The organism is Microbacterium sediminicola (assembly GCF_039531125.1).
Lineage (GTDB): Bacteria > Actinomycetota > Actinomycetes > Actinomycetales > Microbacteriaceae > Microbacterium > Microbacterium sediminicola.
Genome location: NZ_BAAAPL010000001.1, coordinates 847,538 through 865,067, shown reverse-complemented (window position 1 = coordinate 865,067; position 17,530 = coordinate 847,538). Strand labels below are relative to the sequence as shown.

Sequence of the window (17,530 nt, the reverse complement as noted above, 5' to 3'; positions counted from 1 at the left end):
CTGCTCGAGAGGTGTTGGCAGATCAGGCCTGCTCGGCGAGCGAGTAGCCCTCTTCGCCGTGGACGACGGTGTCGACACCAGCGACCTCGTCCTCGTTCTTGATACGGAAGCCGATCGTCTTCTCGATCGCGAAGCCCAGGACCCAGGCGATGACGAAGGAGTAGATGAGGACGGCGAATGCGGCGATCGCCTGAACGGTGAGCTGCTCCCAGCCACCGCCGAGGAACAGGCCGGTGCCCGTAGCGAAGAAGCCGAGGTACAGGGTACCGATGATGCCGCCGACGAGGTGGATGCCGACAACGTCGAGCGAGTCGTCGTAGCCGAGCTTCCACTTGAGCTCGATGGCGAAGGCACAGATCGCACCGGTGACGAGACCGAGGAGCAGAGCCCAGCCGGGCGACAGGAAGGCACAGGCCGGGGTGATCGCAACCAGACCGGCAACAGCACCGGACGCAGCGCCGACCGAGGTGGCCTTGCCGTCCTTGAACTTCTCGACGATGAGCCAACCGATGATGGCGGCGGCGGTGGCACCCAGCGTGTTGATCACGATGATGCCGGCCCAGCTGTCGGGGCCCATGGCGCCGTACGAGCCGTCACCGTTCAGCCAGTTGGCCTCAGCACCCGCGTTGAAGCCGAACCAGCCGAACCACAGGATCGACGCGCCGAGCATGACCAGCGGCACGTTGTGCGGCTTCTGGATGCCCTTCTGGAAGCCGATGCGCTTGCCCAGCACCAGTGCAAGGGCAAGGGCTGCGGCACCCGCGTTGATGTGGACCGCGGTACCACCGGCGTAGTCGAGGACTGCGATACCCGAGTCGTCGCCGAACATCATGGAACCGAGGTTCATGATCCAGCCGCCACCCCAGACCCATGCGGCCACGGGGAAGTAGACGACCGTCGCCCACACGCCGGCGAAGATCATCCACGAGCCGAAGCGGGCGCGGTCAGCGATAGCGCCCGAGATCAGCGCAACGGTGATGATCGCGAAGGTGGAGCCGAACAGTGCGAGCACGTAGTCCGAACCCGTGAGCTCAGGCGAGGACAGCGCGAAGTTCGCGAACGGGTTTCCGGAGAAGTCCCAGGGGTTGGCGACAGCAGCCATGTTGAATCCGTACAGGATCCAGAGCACGCCGATCAGTGCCATCGAGCCGAAGCTCATCATCATCATGCTGACGACGCTCTTCGCCTTGACGAGGCCGCCGTAGAAGAACGCGACGCCGGGCGTCATGAAAAGGACTAGCGCCGATGAGGTAATACCCCAGGCGAGAGTTCCAGCATCCATTGAGAATCCTCAATTCGTTTCTGTGTTGTCAGGAAATGTCGACGCGGGTGAGCCGAACACTTGCTCGGTTAGTCTCTCGGCGACCGGTTTCGACCGGATCGGCGTCGTGTTTCCAGTCTGTTACACAGACAACACTCAGGTAAACATCAGATTTCCCAGGACCAGGAGGTCGCTAGGAATCTCAGGCGAGTGTCGAAGCCACCAGACGCGAGATCGCGCGCAGGTACTTCTTTCGATACCCACCTGCGAGCATCTCATCCGGAAACACGCGATCCAACGACAGGCCCGTGGCGCGAATCGGGATCTGGGCGTCGTAGATGCGGTCGACGAGAGCAACGAATCTCAGCGCAGCGGACTGGTCCGCGAAGACCGTGACATCGCGCAGGCCGATCAGCTCCACTCCGTCGAGCAGCCGGATGTACCGCGACGGGTGCACGTGTGCGAGGTGGGCGACGACATCGTGGAAGGCGTCGTCACTGACGGCCGCGGATGCGGCGACCGCGGAGATCTCTGCCGCATAGGTCGACTCATCCAGTGTCACGGCATGTCCATCGACGGCACGATGGCGATAGTCGGTGCCATCGATGCGAATTGTCTGGAAGCTGTCGGCCATCGCGTGGATCTCGCGCAGGAAGTCCTGAGCTGCGAACCTTCCCTCGCCGAGCGCGTTCGGCGGAGTGTTCGATGTTGCGGCCAGTCGTGTCCCCGACGCGACCAGCTGACCCAGCAGGCGTGTCATCACCATCGTGTCGCCGGGGTCGTCCAGTTCGAACTCGTCGATGCAGATGAGATCGGCGCCGCGCAGCTGATCGACCGCTCCTTGAAAGCCGACGGCGCCCACCAGCGCCGTGTACTCGATGAAAGACCCGAAATACTTCCGGCGCACCGGCATCTCGTGGTAGATCGCTGCGAGCAGGTGGGTCTTGCCGACACCGAACCCGCCATCGAGATAGACACCAGGTTTGGTCGGGGCAATCTTCGGTGCGCGTCGGAAGAACCCTGCTTTCGGCACCGCGGGTCCTCCGCCCGCGAAACCCATGAGTTGGGACTTCGCGTCGGCCTGGGACGGGTACTCGGGATCAGCACGGTAGGACTCGAAGCTCGCGTGTGCGAACTGCGGCGGTGGGACGAGCGCCGCGACCATCTGCGCTGCCGTCAACTCGGGAACGCGTTCCGCGAGATGGACGATTCCGGGGGCGATGGCCGTCGTCATAGGTGCTTCTGCGCGCGGATTGCCGGCTATGCGGATGCCGGGCGCGACGGCGCCGCATAGAGTCGGAGGGACGGTCCAACTGTACGCCGTCTACACCCTGCAGGCCGTCTACACCCTGCAGAGCGCGCGACAGGAGGCATCGTGATCGTCACCGAGGTCGTCCCCCGCTCGCTCGACGCCGTCGATGTGGACACCGCCCCCGATGTCACCGCCTCGTGGTTCGCCGCGCGCTACGCGCAGCCCGCTGACACGGTGCGCATCAACATGATCACGGCGCTGACCGGCGCCGCGTCCGGGCATGACGGCACCAGTGAGTCCCTCACCGGAGGCGCGGATCGTGCCATCCTTCGCGCGGTGCGCGCTGCGGCCGATGTGGTCCTGGTGGGGGCGCGCAGCGTGCGCGCCGAAGGCTACATCCTTCCCCGCCGCGCGCGTCTGGCAGTCCTGACCGCTACCGGCGATCTCGCCGGACACCGTTTCCGTCTTCCCGGGGATGACAGTGCTGACGCGCCCCTCATCCTTTGCCCGGCCTCTCGTTTCGCCGCTGTGCGCACACAGATCGGTGATCTCCCGGTCGAGCTCGCGCCACTGAGTACGGACGCGGCTCCTCCTGCTGCTGCGCTCGCGCACCTTCGGAAGATGGGGCTGAACCGCATCGTGTGCGAGGGAGGGCCGTCGCTGGCATCTCAGCTGGCACAGCTCGACGCCGTCGACGAGTACTGCGTATCGATCGCACCGGCTCTGGAGCCGGCGTCCTCGGCGTTCATCGCCGTGACGGAGCGTGTTCCCACTCACCTCACGGGCATGCTCGTCGATGAGGACGGCTACTCCTATCTCCGGCTCACTGCTCGTCGGTGAGGCCGCGCTCTCGGAGCCAGGCCAGGATCCGCCGCGACCAGCGCTCCTGGTCGTAATTCCACAGTTTCGTATGACGCGCCTCGGTGAACACCTCGAGCTCCACCAGATCGGGGCGCGCGGCCTGCAGCGCGTGCGACGCGTCGCTCGGGACGAACCCATCCTGATCACTGTGAAGGATCAGAACCGGCTGGCGCAGCTCCGCAGCGCGCGAGACGATGTCGAGTCGGCGGAACGGGATCGGCGCCGAGGCACCGGTCAACACTGTCCCCCACTCCGCCCCGAGCGCAGCGATCGCGAGCTTCGTGACGGGTGCGGGCAGACCGACTTGCGCTGCCTGGTAGTCCAGCACGACGCGCCAGTCGACCACGGGTGAATCCAGAATGACGCCGACGATCAGATCCCGGTGCGCCGAGTTCAGCGCGAGCTGCAACGCGATCGCGCCGCCCATAGACCAGCCCATCACCACAATGCGCTGTGCGCCGTGACGGCGTGCGAACCCGACGGCCGCGTCGACATCCCGCCACTCGGTCGCGCCGAGCGAGTAGGTGCCCGAGCGACTGTGGGGAGCCTCTCCGTCATTGCGGTACGACACCACAAGACTGGTGATGCCGGCCGCGTGGAAGACCGGGACCGCCCGAAGGCACTCCGCGCGCGCCGCACCCCGGCCGTGGACCTGAACCACCCAGGTCGTACTCTCTCCCGCCGGGAACAGCCACGCCGGGCAGGGGCCGAGCGCAGAGCCGATCAGCTCCGGCGTGAACGGGAGGTGTAGCTCCTCGGGCCGCGAAAAATACCAGCCGCTGAAAGCGGCGTCCCGCCAGATGCGCGCGTCGGGGCCGACATGGGTCAGGAGCTTGCGCCGCACCTCGGTGTCGGACTGCGAGAGCACCGATCCCAGCTTGATGTAATCCTCGGAGCCGGTCGTGAACAGACCGTATCGTCCGGGAAGCTCGGTGTCCGCAGTGCGGGACAAACCGATGGTCTGCGCTTGGGTGTCGAACGCCACGATTCGCGTGTCGTTCTCACGGGCGGCGGGGCGCACGACTTTGCGCGCCATGCGGATCGCGACCACGCCCATGGCACCCAGGGTGAACGCCAGCGCGCCACTCAACAGAACGAGGACTGCGCGCACGACGGCGGCGAATGCGGAGGGGGCGGCGCGCCTGTACTGGAGCATCGTCCGTTCACTCTAGTCTGTCCGCGTGAGTGAGGACCCTCTGGCAGTGGTGGAGTTCTCGCATGCCGTTGCGCGGGTCCGCGACATGTCCTTCCGCGACGACCTGCACGTCCGCGAGATCGCAGCGCCGACCGGACTCGCCCCCGACGCGCTCGCGCTCGCAGCCGACGTGCGGCCGGATGCCCCCGGCGCGGAATCGCTGTACGGCACGGGACGACTTGTTCTTCTCCACGATCCGGACGAACCCACGCAGTGGGGCGGGCCGTGGCGCATCGTCAGCTTCGCGCAGGCACCGCTCGAGGCGGAGATCGGCGCCGACCCGCTCCTGGCGGACGTGGCCTGGTCGTGGCTGATGGATGCGTTGTCCGCCCACGGAGCGCACTTCCACTCCCCCGCCGGAACCGCGACCAAGACGCTGTCGACCGGCTTCGGATCACTCGCGGCTGAAGGCGACGGATCCCAGATCGAACTGCGCGCCTCCTGGTCACCGACCGGTCCGATCAGTCCGCACGTGGAGGCCTGGGCAGAGCTCGTGTGCATGCTGGCAGGCCTCCCACCGGGATCGGAGCAGATTGCGACCATGACGGGACGGCGGTTCACGCGTGGCTGAACGCACGTACACCGTCCACGACTCCCCCGCCGGGCTCGCCGACGCGACCGCGTCGCTCGCCGCCGGGACAGGACCCATAGCGATCGACGTCGAACGAGCTTCCGGCTTTCGATATTCGCAGCGGGCATACCTCGTCCAGATCTACCGGAGCGGCAGCGGACTCATCCTTCTGGATCCGCCGGCGATCGGCACCGACTTCTCCGCCCTGCACAATGTCCTCGCTCAGGAGGAATGGATCTTCCACGCCGCCAGCCAGGACCTCCCTTCGCTCCGGGAATTGGGCATGGACCCGACCACGATCTTCGACACGGAGCTGGCGTCCCGACTCCTGGGCAAGGATCGTGTGGGTCTGGGCGCAGTGGTGGAGAACACGCTCGGTATCTCGCTCGCGAAGGCCCACTCCGCCGCAGACTGGTCCACCAGGCCGCTCCCGCAGGAGTGGCTCGAGTACGCCGCGCACGACGTCGAGTACCTCATCGATGTGCGCGATGTCCTCGCATCGGAGCTGGAGGCGGCGGGGAAATCCACCTTCGCACATCAAGAGTTCCAGGCGGTGCTGACCCGCGAGCCCAAGCCGGCACGGGAGGAGCCCTGGCGTCGGCTGAGCGGCTTGCACGCGGTGAGGGGGAAGCGCGGCCTCGCCGTTGCGCGCGCACTGTGGACCGCGCGCGAACAGCTTGCTCAGAGCTTGGATATCGCCCCCGGCCGGCTCGTGCCGGATCGTGCGCTGGTCGCCGCGGTGATGGCCAACCCGGCATCCAAGCAACAGCTCGCCGGCACGAAGGAATTCACCGGACGCGCCAGCCGAACCGAGTTGGACCGTTGGTGGCGTGCGATCGAAGAGGGACGCCACGACGAGGCGCCGCCGGCCGAACGCGGACGCAGCACCGACGCGCTACCACCACCCCGCGCCTGGGCCGACCGCAACCCCGAGGCCGACCTCCGGCTGAAGACGGTGCGACCGAAGATCGAGTCTCTGGCCGTTTCGCTTTCAATGCCAACCGAGAACCTGCTCACACCCGACTTCCTTCGCCGCGTCTGCTGGTCGCCACCGACGCCCGCGGGGCCAGGTCAGATCGCTGACGCCCTCGCGGCACTCGGAGCCCGCCCCTGGCAGATTGCGCAAACAGCACAGGCAATCGCCCAGGGCTTTGTGGATTCGACGCAAGCGGCCGAGACTCCGCCGGATCCCGTTTCGTAGATTCGGTCCAAGCGATTCCGAGTCGAATTTTCACGGCTCCTAGGCTGGCGCTGATCCCGATACAACCAGGAGGCAGTGTGGCCGAGATCTCGGACGTCTACTTCGTCGATGGAGTGCGCACCCCGTTCGGGCGCGCCGGCGAGAAGGGCATGTACTGGAACACGCGCGCGGATGATCTGGCGGTCAAGACGATCATCGCCCTGACCGAGCGCAACCCCGAGGTCCCACCGGAGCGGATCGATGACGTTGCGATTGCGGCGACCTCGCAGACGGGCGATCAGGGCCTCACGCTTGGCCGCTCGGCCGCAATCCTCGCCGGTCTCCCCCAGAGCGTTCCCGGGTTCGCCATCGACCGAATGTGCGCCGGCGCCATGACGGCGGTCACGACGATGGGCGCGTCCGTGGGCATGGGCATGTACGACCTCGCGATCGCAGGCGGCGTCGAGCACATGGGTCGCCATCCGATTGGCTCCAACGCCGACCCGAACCCCCGCTTCGTCGCCGAGCGCATGGTCGATCCCGGTGCGTTGAACATGGGTGTCACCGCGGAGCGACTCCACGACAGGTTCCCGCATCTCACCAAGGAACGCTCCGACGTGTTCGGAATGCTCAGCCAGCAGAAGGCCGAAGCCGCGTATCGTGCGGGGAAGATCCAACCCGACCTCGTGTCGGTCGCTGTCAAGGGTCCCGACGGCGCCTGGGGCCTCGCGACGGAGGATGAGGGGCGCCGCCCCGAGACCAACCTGGAAGGGCTCGCGGGCTTGAAGACGCCCTTCCGCCCCCACGGACGTGTCACGGCGGGAACCTCCTCTCCGCTCACCGACGGCGCGACGATGAGTCTGCTCGCCAGCGGCACCGCTGTGCGTGAGCTCGGTCTCGCCCCCAAGATGCGGATGGTGTCCTTCGGCTTCGCGGGTGTGCAGCCCGAAATCATGGGTATCGGACCCATTCCCTCGACCGAGAAGGCGCTCGCCCGAGCGGGACTCACGATCGAAGACATCGGACTGTTCGAGCTGAACGAGGCGTTCGCGGTGCAGGTCATCTCCTTCCTGGATCACTTCGGTATCGCCGACGATGATCCACGCGTGAATCCCTGGGGCGGCGCGATCGCGCTCGGACACCCTCTGGCCGCGTCCGGAGTGCGCCTGATGCTCCAGCTCGCAGCGCAGTTCGCCGAACGCCCGGACGTGCAGTACGGGCTGACCGCGATGTGCGTGGGCCTCGGCCAGGGGGGCTCGGTGATCTGGGAGAACCCGCACTACAACGGCCGCGCCGCAGGATCCAAGAGGAAGTGACGACAATGACCGACTACGCCGCCATTGACTTCTCCCCGCTCGACGCGATGACCGAAGGCGAGGTCGTCACGCACTCACCGACGCGCGATGTGCACCTTCCCTCCGGAAAGACCCTCGCCCTGATCACGCTCGACAATGGGCGTGACCACACCCGACCCAACACGCTCGGGCCGGCCACGCTCGCCGAGCTCGGACGCACGCTCGACGGTCTCGCCGCGCGTGCGGCGGCCGGCGAGATCGACGCGGTCGCCGTGACGGGGAAGCAGTACATCCTCGCTGCGGGCGCCGATCTCAGCGACGTCTCACGTGTGCCCTCACAGGAGATCGCAAAACTCGTGGCGCAGCGCGGCCACGCCGTGCTCGGCAAGTTGAGTAGCCTCGGCGTGCCCTCTTTTACCTTCGTCAATGGTCTAGCCCTCGGCGGAGGTCTCGAGATCGCGCTTCACTCGACGTACCGGACCGTGGATGCCTCGGCGGCCGCCATTGCACTGCCCGAGGTCTTCCTCGGCATCGTGCCGGGATGGGGCGGTGCCTATCTCCTGCCGAATCTCATCGGCATCGAGAACGCGCTCGAGGTCGTGATCTCCAATCCGTTGAAACAGAACCGCACACTCAAACCGCGCCAGGCGTTCGAACTCGGCATCTTGGACGCGATCTTCCCCGCAGCAAACTACCTGGAGGACTCGCTGCGCTGGGCCGATGGGGTGCTGTCGGGCACCGTAAAGGTCGAGCGAAAGAATGCCCCGGGAAAAATCGAGCGACTCACGAAGTGGCCCGTCGCGATCCGTGTCGCCCGCAACATGCTCGAGTCCCGCATCGGGACGGTCCCTCGTGCCCCCTACGCCGCGCTCGACCTCCTCGACAAGGCGCGCGGAGGTACTGCAGCAGAGGGCTTCGCCCGCGAAGATGACGTGCTGGCCGATCTCATCACGGGCGACCAGTTCGCGGCATCCATGTACGCGTTCGACCTGGTGCAGAAGCGCGCGAAGCGACCGGTCGGCGCGCCCGACAAATCGCTCGCACGCAAGGTCACAAAGGTCGGCATCATCGGCGCCGGTCTCATGGCCAGTCAATTCGCCCTCTTGTTCGTTCGCAAGCTCCAGGTGCCGGTCCTCATCACCGACCTCGACCAGGCGCGCGTGGACAAGGGTGTCGCCTACATCCACGAAGAGATCGGAAAACTCGAGGCCAAGGGACGACTCGATGCCGACGCCGCCAATCGCTTGCGCGCCCTCGTACGGGGCACGACCGACAAGACGGAATATGCCGATTGCGACTTCGTCATCGAGGCCGTGTTCGAAGAGGTAGGAGTCAAGCAGCAGGTGTTCGGCGAGATCGAGAAGATCATCGCGGAGGACGCCATCCTCGCGACCAACACCTCGTCGCTGTCGGTGGCCGAGATCGGTTCGAAGCTCGCCCACCCCGAACGGCTCGTCGGATTCCACTTCTTCAACCCGGTCGCAGTCATGCCTCTCATCGAGATCGTCCGCACCGGCACCACGACAGACGCGGCACTGTCGACCGCATTCACCGTCGCCAAGGGCCTCGGAAAGAACGCCGTCCTGACCGCGGATGCACCGGGCTTCGTCGTGAACCGCCTCCTGGCAAAGGTCATGGGTGAGGCCGCACGCGCCGTCTACGAGGGAACGCCGATCACGAAGGTGGACGAGGCGTTCGCTCCGCTGGGTCTGCCGATGTCCCCGTTCCAGCTCATCGACCTGGTCGGCTGGAAGGTCGCCGCGCACGTACAGGACACCATGTTCGGTGCCTTCCCGGAGCGTTTCTACGCCAACGAGAACTTCCACGAATTGGCCGCGTTGGATGCCGTCGTCGAGAAGGACAAGGCCGGCAAGGTCACCGGCTGGACAAAGCCGGCCGAGAAGATCGTGGCGCGCGCGGCCGGGAACACCCCGCCGAGCGCATCGGAGATCCTGCGCCGTGTGCAAGATGGTCTGACACACGAAATCCGCATCATGCTCGACGAGGGTGTCGTGCCTGAGGTCGAGGACATCGATCTCTGCCTCATCCTCGGCGCCGGCTGGCCGTTCATCGACGGCGGTGCCTCGGTCTACCTTGATCGCGAGGGCGCATCGGAGCGGGTCTTCGGCGGATCGTTCCACACCCCGCCGATCCGCGGCGTCGCCGCCGTCTGAGCCGGAGCGCTACGCTTCTCCGCTCGTCCGTCGGGTGAACTCGGAGATCAGATCCTCTTCCGAGTCCGCCGGACGGGCGACCGGGATGCGGGTGCCGAGCACCTGCGCGACAACGTCGTGCGCGATCTTGCTGGCGACCAGACCTGCATCTTCCAGGATCTGCTCGCGTGTGGCGTGATCCAGGAACTCATCGGGGAGGCCGAGCTCGTCGACGGCGGTGTCCACGCCGGCTTCGCGCAGCACCTGTCGGATCCGCGTTCCCACACCCCCGACCCGGATGCCGTCTTCGATCGAGATCACGAGGCGGTGCGCAGCGGCCAACTCCACAACGGATGAGGGAACGGGGATCACCCACCGCGGATCGATGACGGTCGCGCCGATCCCCTGCGCGCGCAGGCGGTCGGCAACGTCCATGGCAACGTGCGCCATCGGGCCGATCCCCACGAGAAGCACGTCTTGAGCGGTGCCGCGCTGCAGGACATCAACCCCGTCGTCCAGTCGCTCAATGGTCGGCAGCGTGGGCAACACCGCGCCCTTCGGGTAGCGCAGCACCGTCGGGCCGTTGCCGACGGCCACCGCTTCCCGAAATTCCTCACGGAGACGCTCAGCATCCCGCGGCGCGGCAATGCGGATGTGCGGGACCAGCTGCAGCATCGCGAGATCCCAGACGCCGTGGTGGCTCGGACCGTCGGGGCCGGTCACACCGGCCCGATCCAGAACGAACGTGACGCCGGCGCGGTGGAGTGCGACATCCATGAGCACTTGGTCAAAAGCGCGGTTCATGAACGTCGCGTAGACAGCGACGACCGGGTGCAGCCCGCCGAACGCCAGACCCGCTGCCGAGGCGGCCGCATGTTGCTCCGCGATTCCGACGTCGTAGACCCTGCCCGGGTACTGCTCCGCGAATTGCTGGAGTCCGGTCGGACGAAGCATCGCCGCAGTGATCGCGATGACATCGTCGCGCTCGGCCCCGACGGCCGACAGCTCCTGGGCGAAGACATCGGTCCAGGCGAGCGCGGATGAACTGCTCACCGGCTCGCCGGAGTCTGGATCGATCCGCCCGACAGCATGGAATTGATCGGCCTCATCACGAAGCGCGGGCTCATACCCACGCCCCTTCTCGGTGATGGCGTGCACGATCACCGGCGCGCCGAAGCTCTTCGCCAGCCGCAGCGTTTCGATCAGCGAAGGGAGGTCGTGACCGTCGACGGGTCCCAGGTACTTGATGTCGAGATTCGAGTAGAGCTCGGCGTTGTTGGTGAAGCGCGAGAGGAAGCCCCGCGTGCCTCCCCTGACGCCGCGGTACACCGCGCGAGCCACCGGACCGAGCCGGCGCGAGAGCGAGTCGGAACTGCGACGCAGGGACTCGTAGCTCGATGCCGTGCGCACGCGGTTCAGATATCTCGCCATGCCGCCGATCGTCGGAGCGTACGAACGACCGTTGTCGTTGACGACGATCACCAGGTTGCGATCATTGTCGTCGGAGATGTTGTTGAGCGCTTCCCAGGTCATACCACCGGTCAGAGCACCGTCTCCGACGACAGCCACGACATGGCGGTCGTTGCGTCCGGTGCGGGTGAACGCCCGGGAGATGCCGTCTGCCCAGCTCAGCGAGCTGGAGGCGTGCGAGGACTCGACCACGTCGTGAACGCTCTCAGAGCGCTGTGGGTAGCCCGCCAATCCACCGCGTGAGCGGAGCGCGGAAAAGTCCTGGCGCCCTGTCAGCAGCTTGTGGACGTAGGACTGGTGACCTGTGTCGAAGATCACGGGGTCGTTCGGCGAGTCGAACACGCGGTGCAAAGCAATCGTCAGTTCGACGACACCGAGGTTCGGCCCGAGATGGCCGCCCGTGCGCGCAACGTTCTGGACCAGGAACTCGCGGATCTCCGCGGCCAGCTCGATCAGCTGCGCCGAAGAGAGCGCTTCTAGATCGCGAGGCGACCCGATCTGCGGCAGCAGTGGCATCTCGCTCCTTCCCACGTCGCGCCCGAGGCGTTGAGCAAGTCTACCCAGCCGAAGCTGGGGGCAGCGGGAGCGTGATCGCCCCTCCTGCCCCCGCACGCCGATCAGACCAGCGAACGCAGCACGTACTGCAGGATGCCGCCGTTGCGGTAGTAGTCGGCCTCACCGGGCGTGTCGATGCGCACGACGGCGTCGAACTCGACCGTCTGCTTACCCGCGGGCGAGAACTCGCTCGGCTCGGCGACGACCCGCACGGTCTTCGGGGTGACGCCGTCGTTGAGCTGCTCCAGCCCGGTGATCGAAACGATCTCGGTGCCATCCAGCCCGAGCGACTTCCAGCTCTCTCCCGCCGGGAACTGCAGCGGGACAACGCCCATGCCGATCAAGTTGGAGCGGTGGATGCGCTCGAAGCTCTCGGTGATGACGGCCTTCACCCCGAGCAGACGCGTGCCCTTCGCCGCCCAGTCGCGCGAGGATCCGGAGCCGTACTCCTTGCCGCCGAAGACCACCAGCGGGGTGCCCTGCGCCTCATAGTTCATGCAGGCGTCATAGATGTAGGACTGCGGACCGCCGGCCTTCGTGAAGTCGCGCGTGTAGCCGCCCTCGACGACCTGACCGTCGTTCACGGCGGACACCAGCTCGTTCTTCAGACGGATGTTGGCGAAGGTGCCGCGGATCATCACCTCGTGATTTCCGCGGCGGGAGCCGTACGAGTTGAAATCCTTCTGCGCGACGCCGTTGGCCGTGAGGTACTCAGCAGCAGGAGTGCCAGCCTTGATCGAACCCGCCGGGCTGATGTGGTCGGTCGTGACCGAGTCCCCGAGGGTTGCCATGACACGGGCACCCTGGATGTCGGAGACGGGAGTGAGGTCCATGCTCATGCCATCGAAGTACGGCGCCTTGCGCACATACGTCGACGCGTCATCCCATTCAAAGACCGGCCCGGTCGGAGTCGGCAGGTTCTGCCAGCGCTCGTCACCGTCGAAGACGGTCGCGTACTGCTTGATGAACTGCTCACGCGAGATCGACGCATCCATGACTTCCTGCACCTCATCGGGCGAGGGCCAGATGTCACGGAGGAAGATATCGTTGCCGTCGACGTCCTTGCCGAGCGCATCGGTCTCGAAGTCGAAGTTCATCGTGCCGGCCAGCGCGTACGCGACCACCAGCGGCGGCGACGCGAGATAGTTCATCTTGACGTCGGGGCTGATACGGCCCTCGAAGTTGCGGTTCCCCGAGAGGACGGCGGTGACGGCCAGATCGTTCTCGTTGATCGCGGTGGAGACCTCCTCGATGAGCGGACCCGAGTTGCCGATACAGATGGTGCAGCCATAGCCCACCGTGTAGAAGTCGAGGCCCTCGAGAGCCTTGTCGAGTCCCGACTTCTCGTAATAGTCGGTGACGACCTTCGACCCCGGCCCGAGCGTCGTTTTGACCCAGGGCTTGCGGGTCAGCCCCTTGTCCACGGCCTTCTTGGCGAGCATGCCGGCCGCGATCATGACAGAGGGGTTGGACGTGTTCGTGCACGACGTGATCGCCGCGAGCGTGACTGCGCCATTGTCGAGCAGATAGACCTCACCGTCGGGGGTCGTGACCTTCACCGGCTTGGACGCCACATGTGGCGCGCCGCTGGCGATGACAACGGGCGCCGTGTCAGCGGTTTCCTCCCCCGGCGGGTTGCCCGGGTCGGAGGCCGGGAAGGACTGCTGCGACTCGAGATCAGCGAGGGATTCAGAGGTGATGGCATCCGCGTAGTTGAGGATGTCCTGCCCGAACTGCGACTTCGCCTCAGAGAGGAGGATGCGGTCTTGGGGGCGCTTGGGACCTGCGATCGACGGGACGACCGTCGAGAGGTCGAGCTCCATGTACTCGCTGAACGTGGGCTCGTTGGCCGCATCGTGCCACAGGGTCTGAGCCTTGGCATACGCCTCGACGAGTGCAACGGTCTGCTCGTCACGACCGGTCAGCCGCAGGTAGTCCAGCGTCACGTCATCGATCGGGAAGATCGCCGCGGTCGAGCCGAACTCGGGCGACATGTTCCCGATTGTGGCGCGGTTTGCCAGCGGCACGGATGCCACGCCTTCACCGTAGAACTCGACGAACTTGCCGACGACGCCGTGCTTGCGGAGCATATCGGTGATGGTGAGCACGACATCAGTCGCGGTGACACCGGCGGGAATGGCACCGGTGAGCTTGAATCCGACCACGCGCGGGATGAGCATCGAGACCGGCTGCCCGAGCATCGCGGCCTCCGCCTCGATACCACCGACGCCCCAGCCGAGGACACCCAGTCCGTTGACCATCGTCGTGTGCGAGTCGGTACCGACACACGTGTCGGGGTAGGCGCGCAGCACGCCGTCGACCGAGCGATCGTAGATGACCTTCGCAAGGTGCTCGATGTTGACCTGGTGCACGATTCCGGTGCCCGGCGGGACGACCTTGAAGTCCTGGAAGGCGGTCTGTCCCCAGCGGAGGAACTGGTAGCGCTCGCCGTTGCGCTCGTATTCGATCTCGACGTTGCGCTCCAGCGCATTGTCACTTCCGAAGAGATCGGCGATGACGGAGTGGTCGATGACAAGCTCAGCGGGCGACAGGGGGTTGATCTTCGCCGGGTCTCCCCCGAGCGCCGTGACCGCCTCGCGCATGGTGGCAAGGTCCACGATGCAGGGCACACCGGTGAAGTCCTGCATCACGACACGCGCCGGCGTGAACTGGATCTCGGTGTCGGGCTCAGCAGCGGCATCCCACGACCCGAGCGCGAGGATCTGCTCCTTCGTGACGTTGGCGCCGTCCTCGGTGCGCAGCAGGTTCTCGAGCAGCACCTTCAGGCTGAACGGGAGCTTGTCGAAACCCGGAACGGCATCGACGCGGAAGATCTCGTAGTCGGACCCACCGACCGTCAGGGTGCTCTTGGCACCAAAGCTGTCAACAGTGGACACGGATAGCTCCTTCGTCGGCATGGCAGGGCGAGCGATGCCCCCAATATTCGTCGTCCGTCGCGACACCGGCTAGCAAGGTCAGCCTTACCAAGACGAGCTTCGCGAACTATCTTGACGTCAAGATAAATGCTATCACTGGGGCTCGCGCGGGTAGAGCGCGCGCACGACCAGCCAGGTGACGGCGACCAACGGAGCGAACAGAGGAATCCCCATCGCGAGCTTGAGCGTGCCGAGCGCGGTGACGGCCCCGGCGAAATACAGCGGAAGCTGAACGAGGAGACGCAGACCGAACAGCATCGCCCAGGCGATCGCGAGCCAGAAGTACACTCGCCGTTTGCGGCGGTCGCGGCGCCAGGCGGTGCCGTCACCCATGAGGTAGCCGGCGGCGAGCCCGACGAGCGACCACCCGATCAGCGCCGACACGAGAAAGGCGGCGCCGTAGGCCGCATTGGTGATCAATCCCGGCACGAAGTTGTTGGATGCCTCCCCCGTGAACAGTGCAAAGCCAGCCGCCACCAGCGCCGCGATCAGGCCTCCCACCGCGGCGGAGACCGTCTGCCGCGCGATCAGACGAGCGATCGTGAAGATCGCCGCCGCACCGACGGAGATACCCAACGACAGCCACAGATCACCGTCTTGCGTGGCCGGATCGATCGTGACGGTGTAGACCACGATGAACAGCAGCCCCGGGAGCACCGACTCCAGGATGCCGCGCCAGCCGCCGATCGCGCCCCACACGGCACGCCCCGCGGAGACGTCCTGCTGCGGATCGAGCCCCGCGCGCCGGGCCGCGCCACCGAGCGCCGCGCTCCACACCTCGGACGCCGAGGTGGTCTCCGCGGACGCGTCGTCCGAGTGATCCTCGGGTTCGCTGCTCATGCGCTCCCCGGCGTCGCAGGCATCTTCAACGGGATCAGGTCGCGCGGCGGCATTGGACTGCTACCGCGTACGACCACGATCGAGCGAAACAGGTCCTCCACGCGCGCCGCCACGTCGGGGTCGGAGGTGGCAGCGCCTCCGATAACACCGCGCAGGAACCATCGCGGGCCGTCGACACCGACGAACCGCGCAAGGCGTTTTCCGGCCGCCTGGCCGGCCTCTGCGGCCGGGACCTCCGCAAGCAGTTCCGGCCCGAGCGGACCGACGCGCTCTTCGACGCGACCGCCCTGCTGACGAATCTGTCCGTGGATCTGAGCCCGCGTCTCGTGCCACAGCCCTGTCGACCGCGGTGCGGCGAACGCCTGGACCTGCAACGTCGAATCTGCGTAATCCAGGCCGACGGCGACGATGCGCTTGGACTGCTCTTCAACCTCGAGGCGCAGATTCAGCCCATCCCGAGGGAGGATCTTGATGGCGCCCAGATCGATGTATGGGCGTACCGAGCGGGCCTCCGCATCATCGAACGGGCCCGCGATGGTCCGGTCGTCGGGGGCGGACTTCGCGTCCTTCGGGGACGTCCCGTCCGCCGCCTGCGCCTCTACCGACTCAATCTCTTCGCTCATCACTTCACTTCCTGCTCTGCCGCGTCGGCGACATATCCGGTCGATCCGAACCCGGAATCGCCGCGTGCGCTGTCGGGCAGCTCGTCCACCGGTATGAAGTTCGCGCGCGTGACCGGCATCACGATCATCTGTGCGATCCGGTCTCCTTGCGTCACCTGATACGTCGCGCTCAGGTCGGTGTTCAGGAGCGCCACCTTGATCTCCCCGCGGTATCCCGCATCGATCGTGCCGGGAGAGTTGACGATCGAGATGCCGTGCTTGGCAGCCAGGCCGCTACGGGGCACGATGAAGGCGGCGTACCCGTCGGGCAGAGCGATCCGTACCCCGGTCGCCACGAGCGCCCTCGCCCCCGGGCCGAGTGTCACCGACTCGGCCGCGACCAGATCGGCGCCCGCGTCGCCCGGCTGTGCATACACAGGCCGGTGCGCGGCGATAATGGGTATGTCCACGGAATCCGTCACGCAACGAGGGTAATGCAGAACACGTCATCGACCACTCGCACATCAGCATCGCCGCGATACCGCGAACGGCTCAGCCCATCGCTGTGGTTCCTCGTCTCGGCTGCCGTCGTCGCGCCGATGGCGGCGCTGACCGTGACGCCGGTCGACGGCACGCTCGCACTCATCGTGGGCGTCATCGTCGCAGCCGCTGTCGTCGTCGCCTGGGCCCTCACCGGACCGGTCGTACTGCTCGCGGACGGCGTGCTGCGGGCTGGACGCGCGTCGATCGCCGTGACCGAGCTCGGCACCGCGGTCGCCAAGACCGGTGACGATGCCCGTCGGGCCCGCGGACCCGAACTCGGGCGACACTCCTGGCACCTCGTCCGAGGTGGGATAGACGGGATCGTGGAGATCGAGATCACAGATCCCGAAGATCCGGCCCGCCTCTGGGTCATCTCCAGCCGCACTCCCGATCGACTTGTCGCAGCGCTACGGCGGGCGCAACTGAATGCTGCCGCGCCGTCATCACAGCAATAACGACAGTCGCTGAGCGAAGGTCAGGCGGCGCATTCCTTGCAGATGTAGCCGAACTTCTCCTCGTGGTGCACCTGCGAGCGGTGCTTCACGAGGAAACAACTCGCGCACGTGAACTCGTCCTCCTGCGGAGGGAGCACCACCACGTCAAGTTCGAGATCAGACAGGTCCGCTCCCGGCAGCTCGAAGCCCGAGGGGTTGTCGGCGTCCTCGGAATCGACCGAGCCCGACATCTTGTCAGGTACCCGCTCCTTGAGCGCCTCGATCGACTCGCTGTCGTCTTCGGACTTTCGGGGGGCGTCGTAGTCGGTGGCCATTCCTGCGGGTCTCTACTTCCGTCTTCGTGGTGCAAGTGCCCTGGTGG

The 17,530-nt window shown here is 66.2% G+C and carries 15 protein-coding genes; 6 read left to right on the top strand and 9 right to left on the bottom strand.

All coding sequences use genetic code 11. The features are described 5' to 3' along the window. Positions 1 to 22 precede the first annotated feature (22 nt). Positions 23 to 1,282 carry an ammonium transporter gene (locus ABD206_RS03980; protein ID WP_344069579.1) on the bottom strand — a complete coding sequence of 420 codons (1,260 nt, stop codon included), beginning with the start codon at positions 1,280 to 1,282 and terminating at the stop codon, positions 23 to 25. Between the two features lie 181 nt (positions 1,283 to 1,463). Next, positions 1,464 to 2,495: a cell division protein ZapE gene (gene zapE / locus ABD206_RS03975; protein ID WP_344069576.1), complete on the bottom strand. Its 1,032-nt coding sequence runs from the start codon at positions 2,493 to 2,495 to the stop codon at positions 1,464 to 1,466. Between the two features lie 141 nt (positions 2,496 to 2,636). On the opposite strand from zapE, the gene ABD206_RS03970 reads away from it, so the two are divergent. Beyond that, positions 2,637 to 3,353 (top strand): dihydrofolate reductase family protein, encoded by a 717-nt coding sequence (locus ABD206_RS03970; RefSeq protein WP_344069573.1) that lies wholly within the window; start codon positions 2,637 to 2,639, stop codon positions 3,351 to 3,353. Here ABD206_RS03970 and ABD206_RS03965 read toward each other — a convergent pair. Further along, on the bottom strand, positions 3,337 to 4,530 hold the full coding sequence (locus ABD206_RS03965) for an alpha/beta hydrolase family protein (protein WP_344069570.1): 1,194 nt from the start codon (positions 4,528 to 4,530) through the stop codon (positions 3,337 to 3,339). The genes ABD206_RS03970 and ABD206_RS03965 overlap by 17 nt on opposite strands. Positions 4,531 to 4,555: 25 nt before the next feature. Here ABD206_RS03965 and ABD206_RS03960 point away from each other — a divergent pair, with 25 nt between their 5' ends. From ABD206_RS03960 to ABD206_RS03945, 4 genes are all read left to right on the top strand, one after another. Further along, positions 4,556 to 5,140, top strand: coding sequence for a DUF3000 family protein (locus tag ABD206_RS03960; protein WP_344069567.1), 585 nt, complete (start codon positions 4,556 to 4,558; stop codon positions 5,138 to 5,140). Next, on the top strand, positions 5,133 to 6,341 hold the full coding sequence (locus ABD206_RS03955) for an HRDC domain-containing protein (protein WP_344069564.1): 1,209 nt from the start codon (positions 5,133 to 5,135) through the stop codon (positions 6,339 to 6,341). The genes ABD206_RS03960 and ABD206_RS03955 overlap by 8 nt, the downstream gene beginning before the upstream one ends. A gap of 77 nt (positions 6,342 to 6,418) precedes the next feature. Continuing rightward, positions 6,419 to 7,636 carry a thiolase family protein gene (locus ABD206_RS03950; RefSeq protein ID WP_344069561.1) on the top strand — a complete coding sequence of 406 codons (1,218 nt, stop codon included), beginning with the start codon at positions 6,419 to 6,421 and terminating at the stop codon, positions 7,634 to 7,636. Positions 7,637 to 7,641: 5 nt separating this feature from the next. After that, positions 7,642 to 9,789 carry a 3-hydroxyacyl-CoA dehydrogenase NAD-binding domain-containing protein gene (locus ABD206_RS03945; RefSeq protein ID WP_344069558.1) on the top strand — a complete coding sequence of 716 codons (2,148 nt, stop codon included), beginning with the start codon at positions 7,642 to 7,644 and terminating at the stop codon, positions 9,787 to 9,789. Between the two features lie 9 nt (positions 9,790 to 9,798). Here the strand turns inward: ABD206_RS03945 and dxs are convergent, their stop codons facing one another. From dxs to dut, 5 genes are all read right to left on the bottom strand, one after another. Next, the gene (gene dxs, locus ABD206_RS03940; protein ID WP_344069555.1) at positions 9,799 to 11,754 is read right to left on the bottom strand and encodes a 1-deoxy-D-xylulose-5-phosphate synthase; all 1,956 of its coding nucleotides are present in this window, start codon (positions 11,752 to 11,754) and stop codon (positions 9,799 to 9,801) included. 101 nt (positions 11,755 to 11,855) lie between these two features. After that, positions 11,856 to 14,690: an aconitate hydratase gene (locus ABD206_RS03935; protein ID WP_344069553.1), complete on the bottom strand. Its 2,835-nt coding sequence runs from the start codon at positions 14,688 to 14,690 to the stop codon at positions 11,856 to 11,858. A gap of 132 nt (positions 14,691 to 14,822) precedes the next feature. Further along, on the bottom strand, positions 14,823 to 15,569 hold the full coding sequence (locus ABD206_RS03930; protein WP_344069550.1) for a DUF3159 domain-containing protein: 747 nt from the start codon (positions 15,567 to 15,569) through the stop codon (positions 14,823 to 14,825). Then, the gene (locus ABD206_RS03925) at positions 15,566 to 16,192 is read right to left on the bottom strand and encodes a DUF3710 domain-containing protein (protein ID WP_344069547.1); all 627 of its coding nucleotides are present in this window, start codon (positions 16,190 to 16,192) and stop codon (positions 15,566 to 15,568) included. The genes ABD206_RS03930 and ABD206_RS03925 overlap by 4 nt, the downstream gene beginning before the upstream one ends. Beyond that, a complete protein-coding gene (gene dut / locus ABD206_RS03920; RefSeq protein ID WP_344069544.1) occupies positions 16,192 to 16,653 on the bottom strand; it encodes a dUTP diphosphatase in 462 nt (153 codons plus the stop codon). Before dut ends, ABD206_RS03925 begins: the two co-directional genes overlap by 1 nt. 12 nt (positions 16,654 to 16,665) lie before the next feature. On the opposite strand from dut, the gene ABD206_RS03915 reads away from it, so the two are divergent. Then, the gene (locus ABD206_RS03915) at positions 16,666 to 17,169 is read left to right on the top strand and encodes a DUF3093 family protein (protein WP_344069541.1); all 504 of its coding nucleotides are present in this window, start codon (positions 16,666 to 16,668) and stop codon (positions 17,167 to 17,169) included. Between the two features lie 20 nt (positions 17,170 to 17,189). Here the strand turns inward: ABD206_RS03915 and ABD206_RS03910 are convergent, their stop codons facing one another. Further along, positions 17,190 to 17,483 carry a DUF4193 domain-containing protein gene (locus ABD206_RS03910; protein WP_344069538.1) on the bottom strand — a complete coding sequence of 98 codons (294 nt, stop codon included), beginning with the start codon at positions 17,481 to 17,483 and terminating at the stop codon, positions 17,190 to 17,192. Positions 17,484 to 17,530 lie beyond the last annotated feature (47 nt).

Excerpts from the sequence above, each read along its gene's own strand:
- dxs (WP_344069555.1), bottom strand. The coding sequence starts at position 11,754 with ATGCCACTGCTGCCGCAGATCGGGTCGCCTCGCGATCTAGAAGCGCTC.
- ABD206_RS03930 (WP_344069550.1), bottom strand. The coding sequence starts at position 15,569 with ATGAGCAGCGAACCCGAGGATCACTCGGACGACGCGTCCGCGGAGACC.
- zapE (WP_344069576.1), bottom strand. The coding sequence starts at position 2,495 with ATGACGACGGCCATCGCCCCCGGAATCGTCCATCTCGCGGAACGCGTT.
- ABD206_RS03965 (WP_344069570.1), bottom strand. The coding sequence starts at position 4,530 with ATGCTCCAGTACAGGCGCGCCGCCCCCTCCGCATTCGCCGCCGTCGTG.
- ABD206_RS03980 (WP_344069579.1), bottom strand. The coding sequence starts at position 1,282 with ATGGATGCTGGAACTCTCGCCTGGGGTATTACCTCATCGGCGCTAGTC.
- ABD206_RS03915 (WP_344069541.1), top strand. The coding sequence starts at position 16,666 with ATGCAGAACACGTCATCGACCACTCGCACATCAGCATCGCCGCGATAC.
- ABD206_RS03910 (WP_344069538.1), bottom strand. The coding sequence starts at position 17,483 with ATGGCCACCGACTACGACGCCCCCCGAAAGTCCGAAGACGACAGCGAG.
- ABD206_RS03925 (WP_344069547.1), bottom strand. The coding sequence starts at position 16,192 with ATGAGCGAAGAGATTGAGTCGGTAGAGGCGCAGGCGGCGGACGGGACG.
- ABD206_RS03945 (WP_344069558.1), top strand. The coding sequence starts at position 7,642 with ATGACCGACTACGCCGCCATTGACTTCTCCCCGCTCGACGCGATGACC.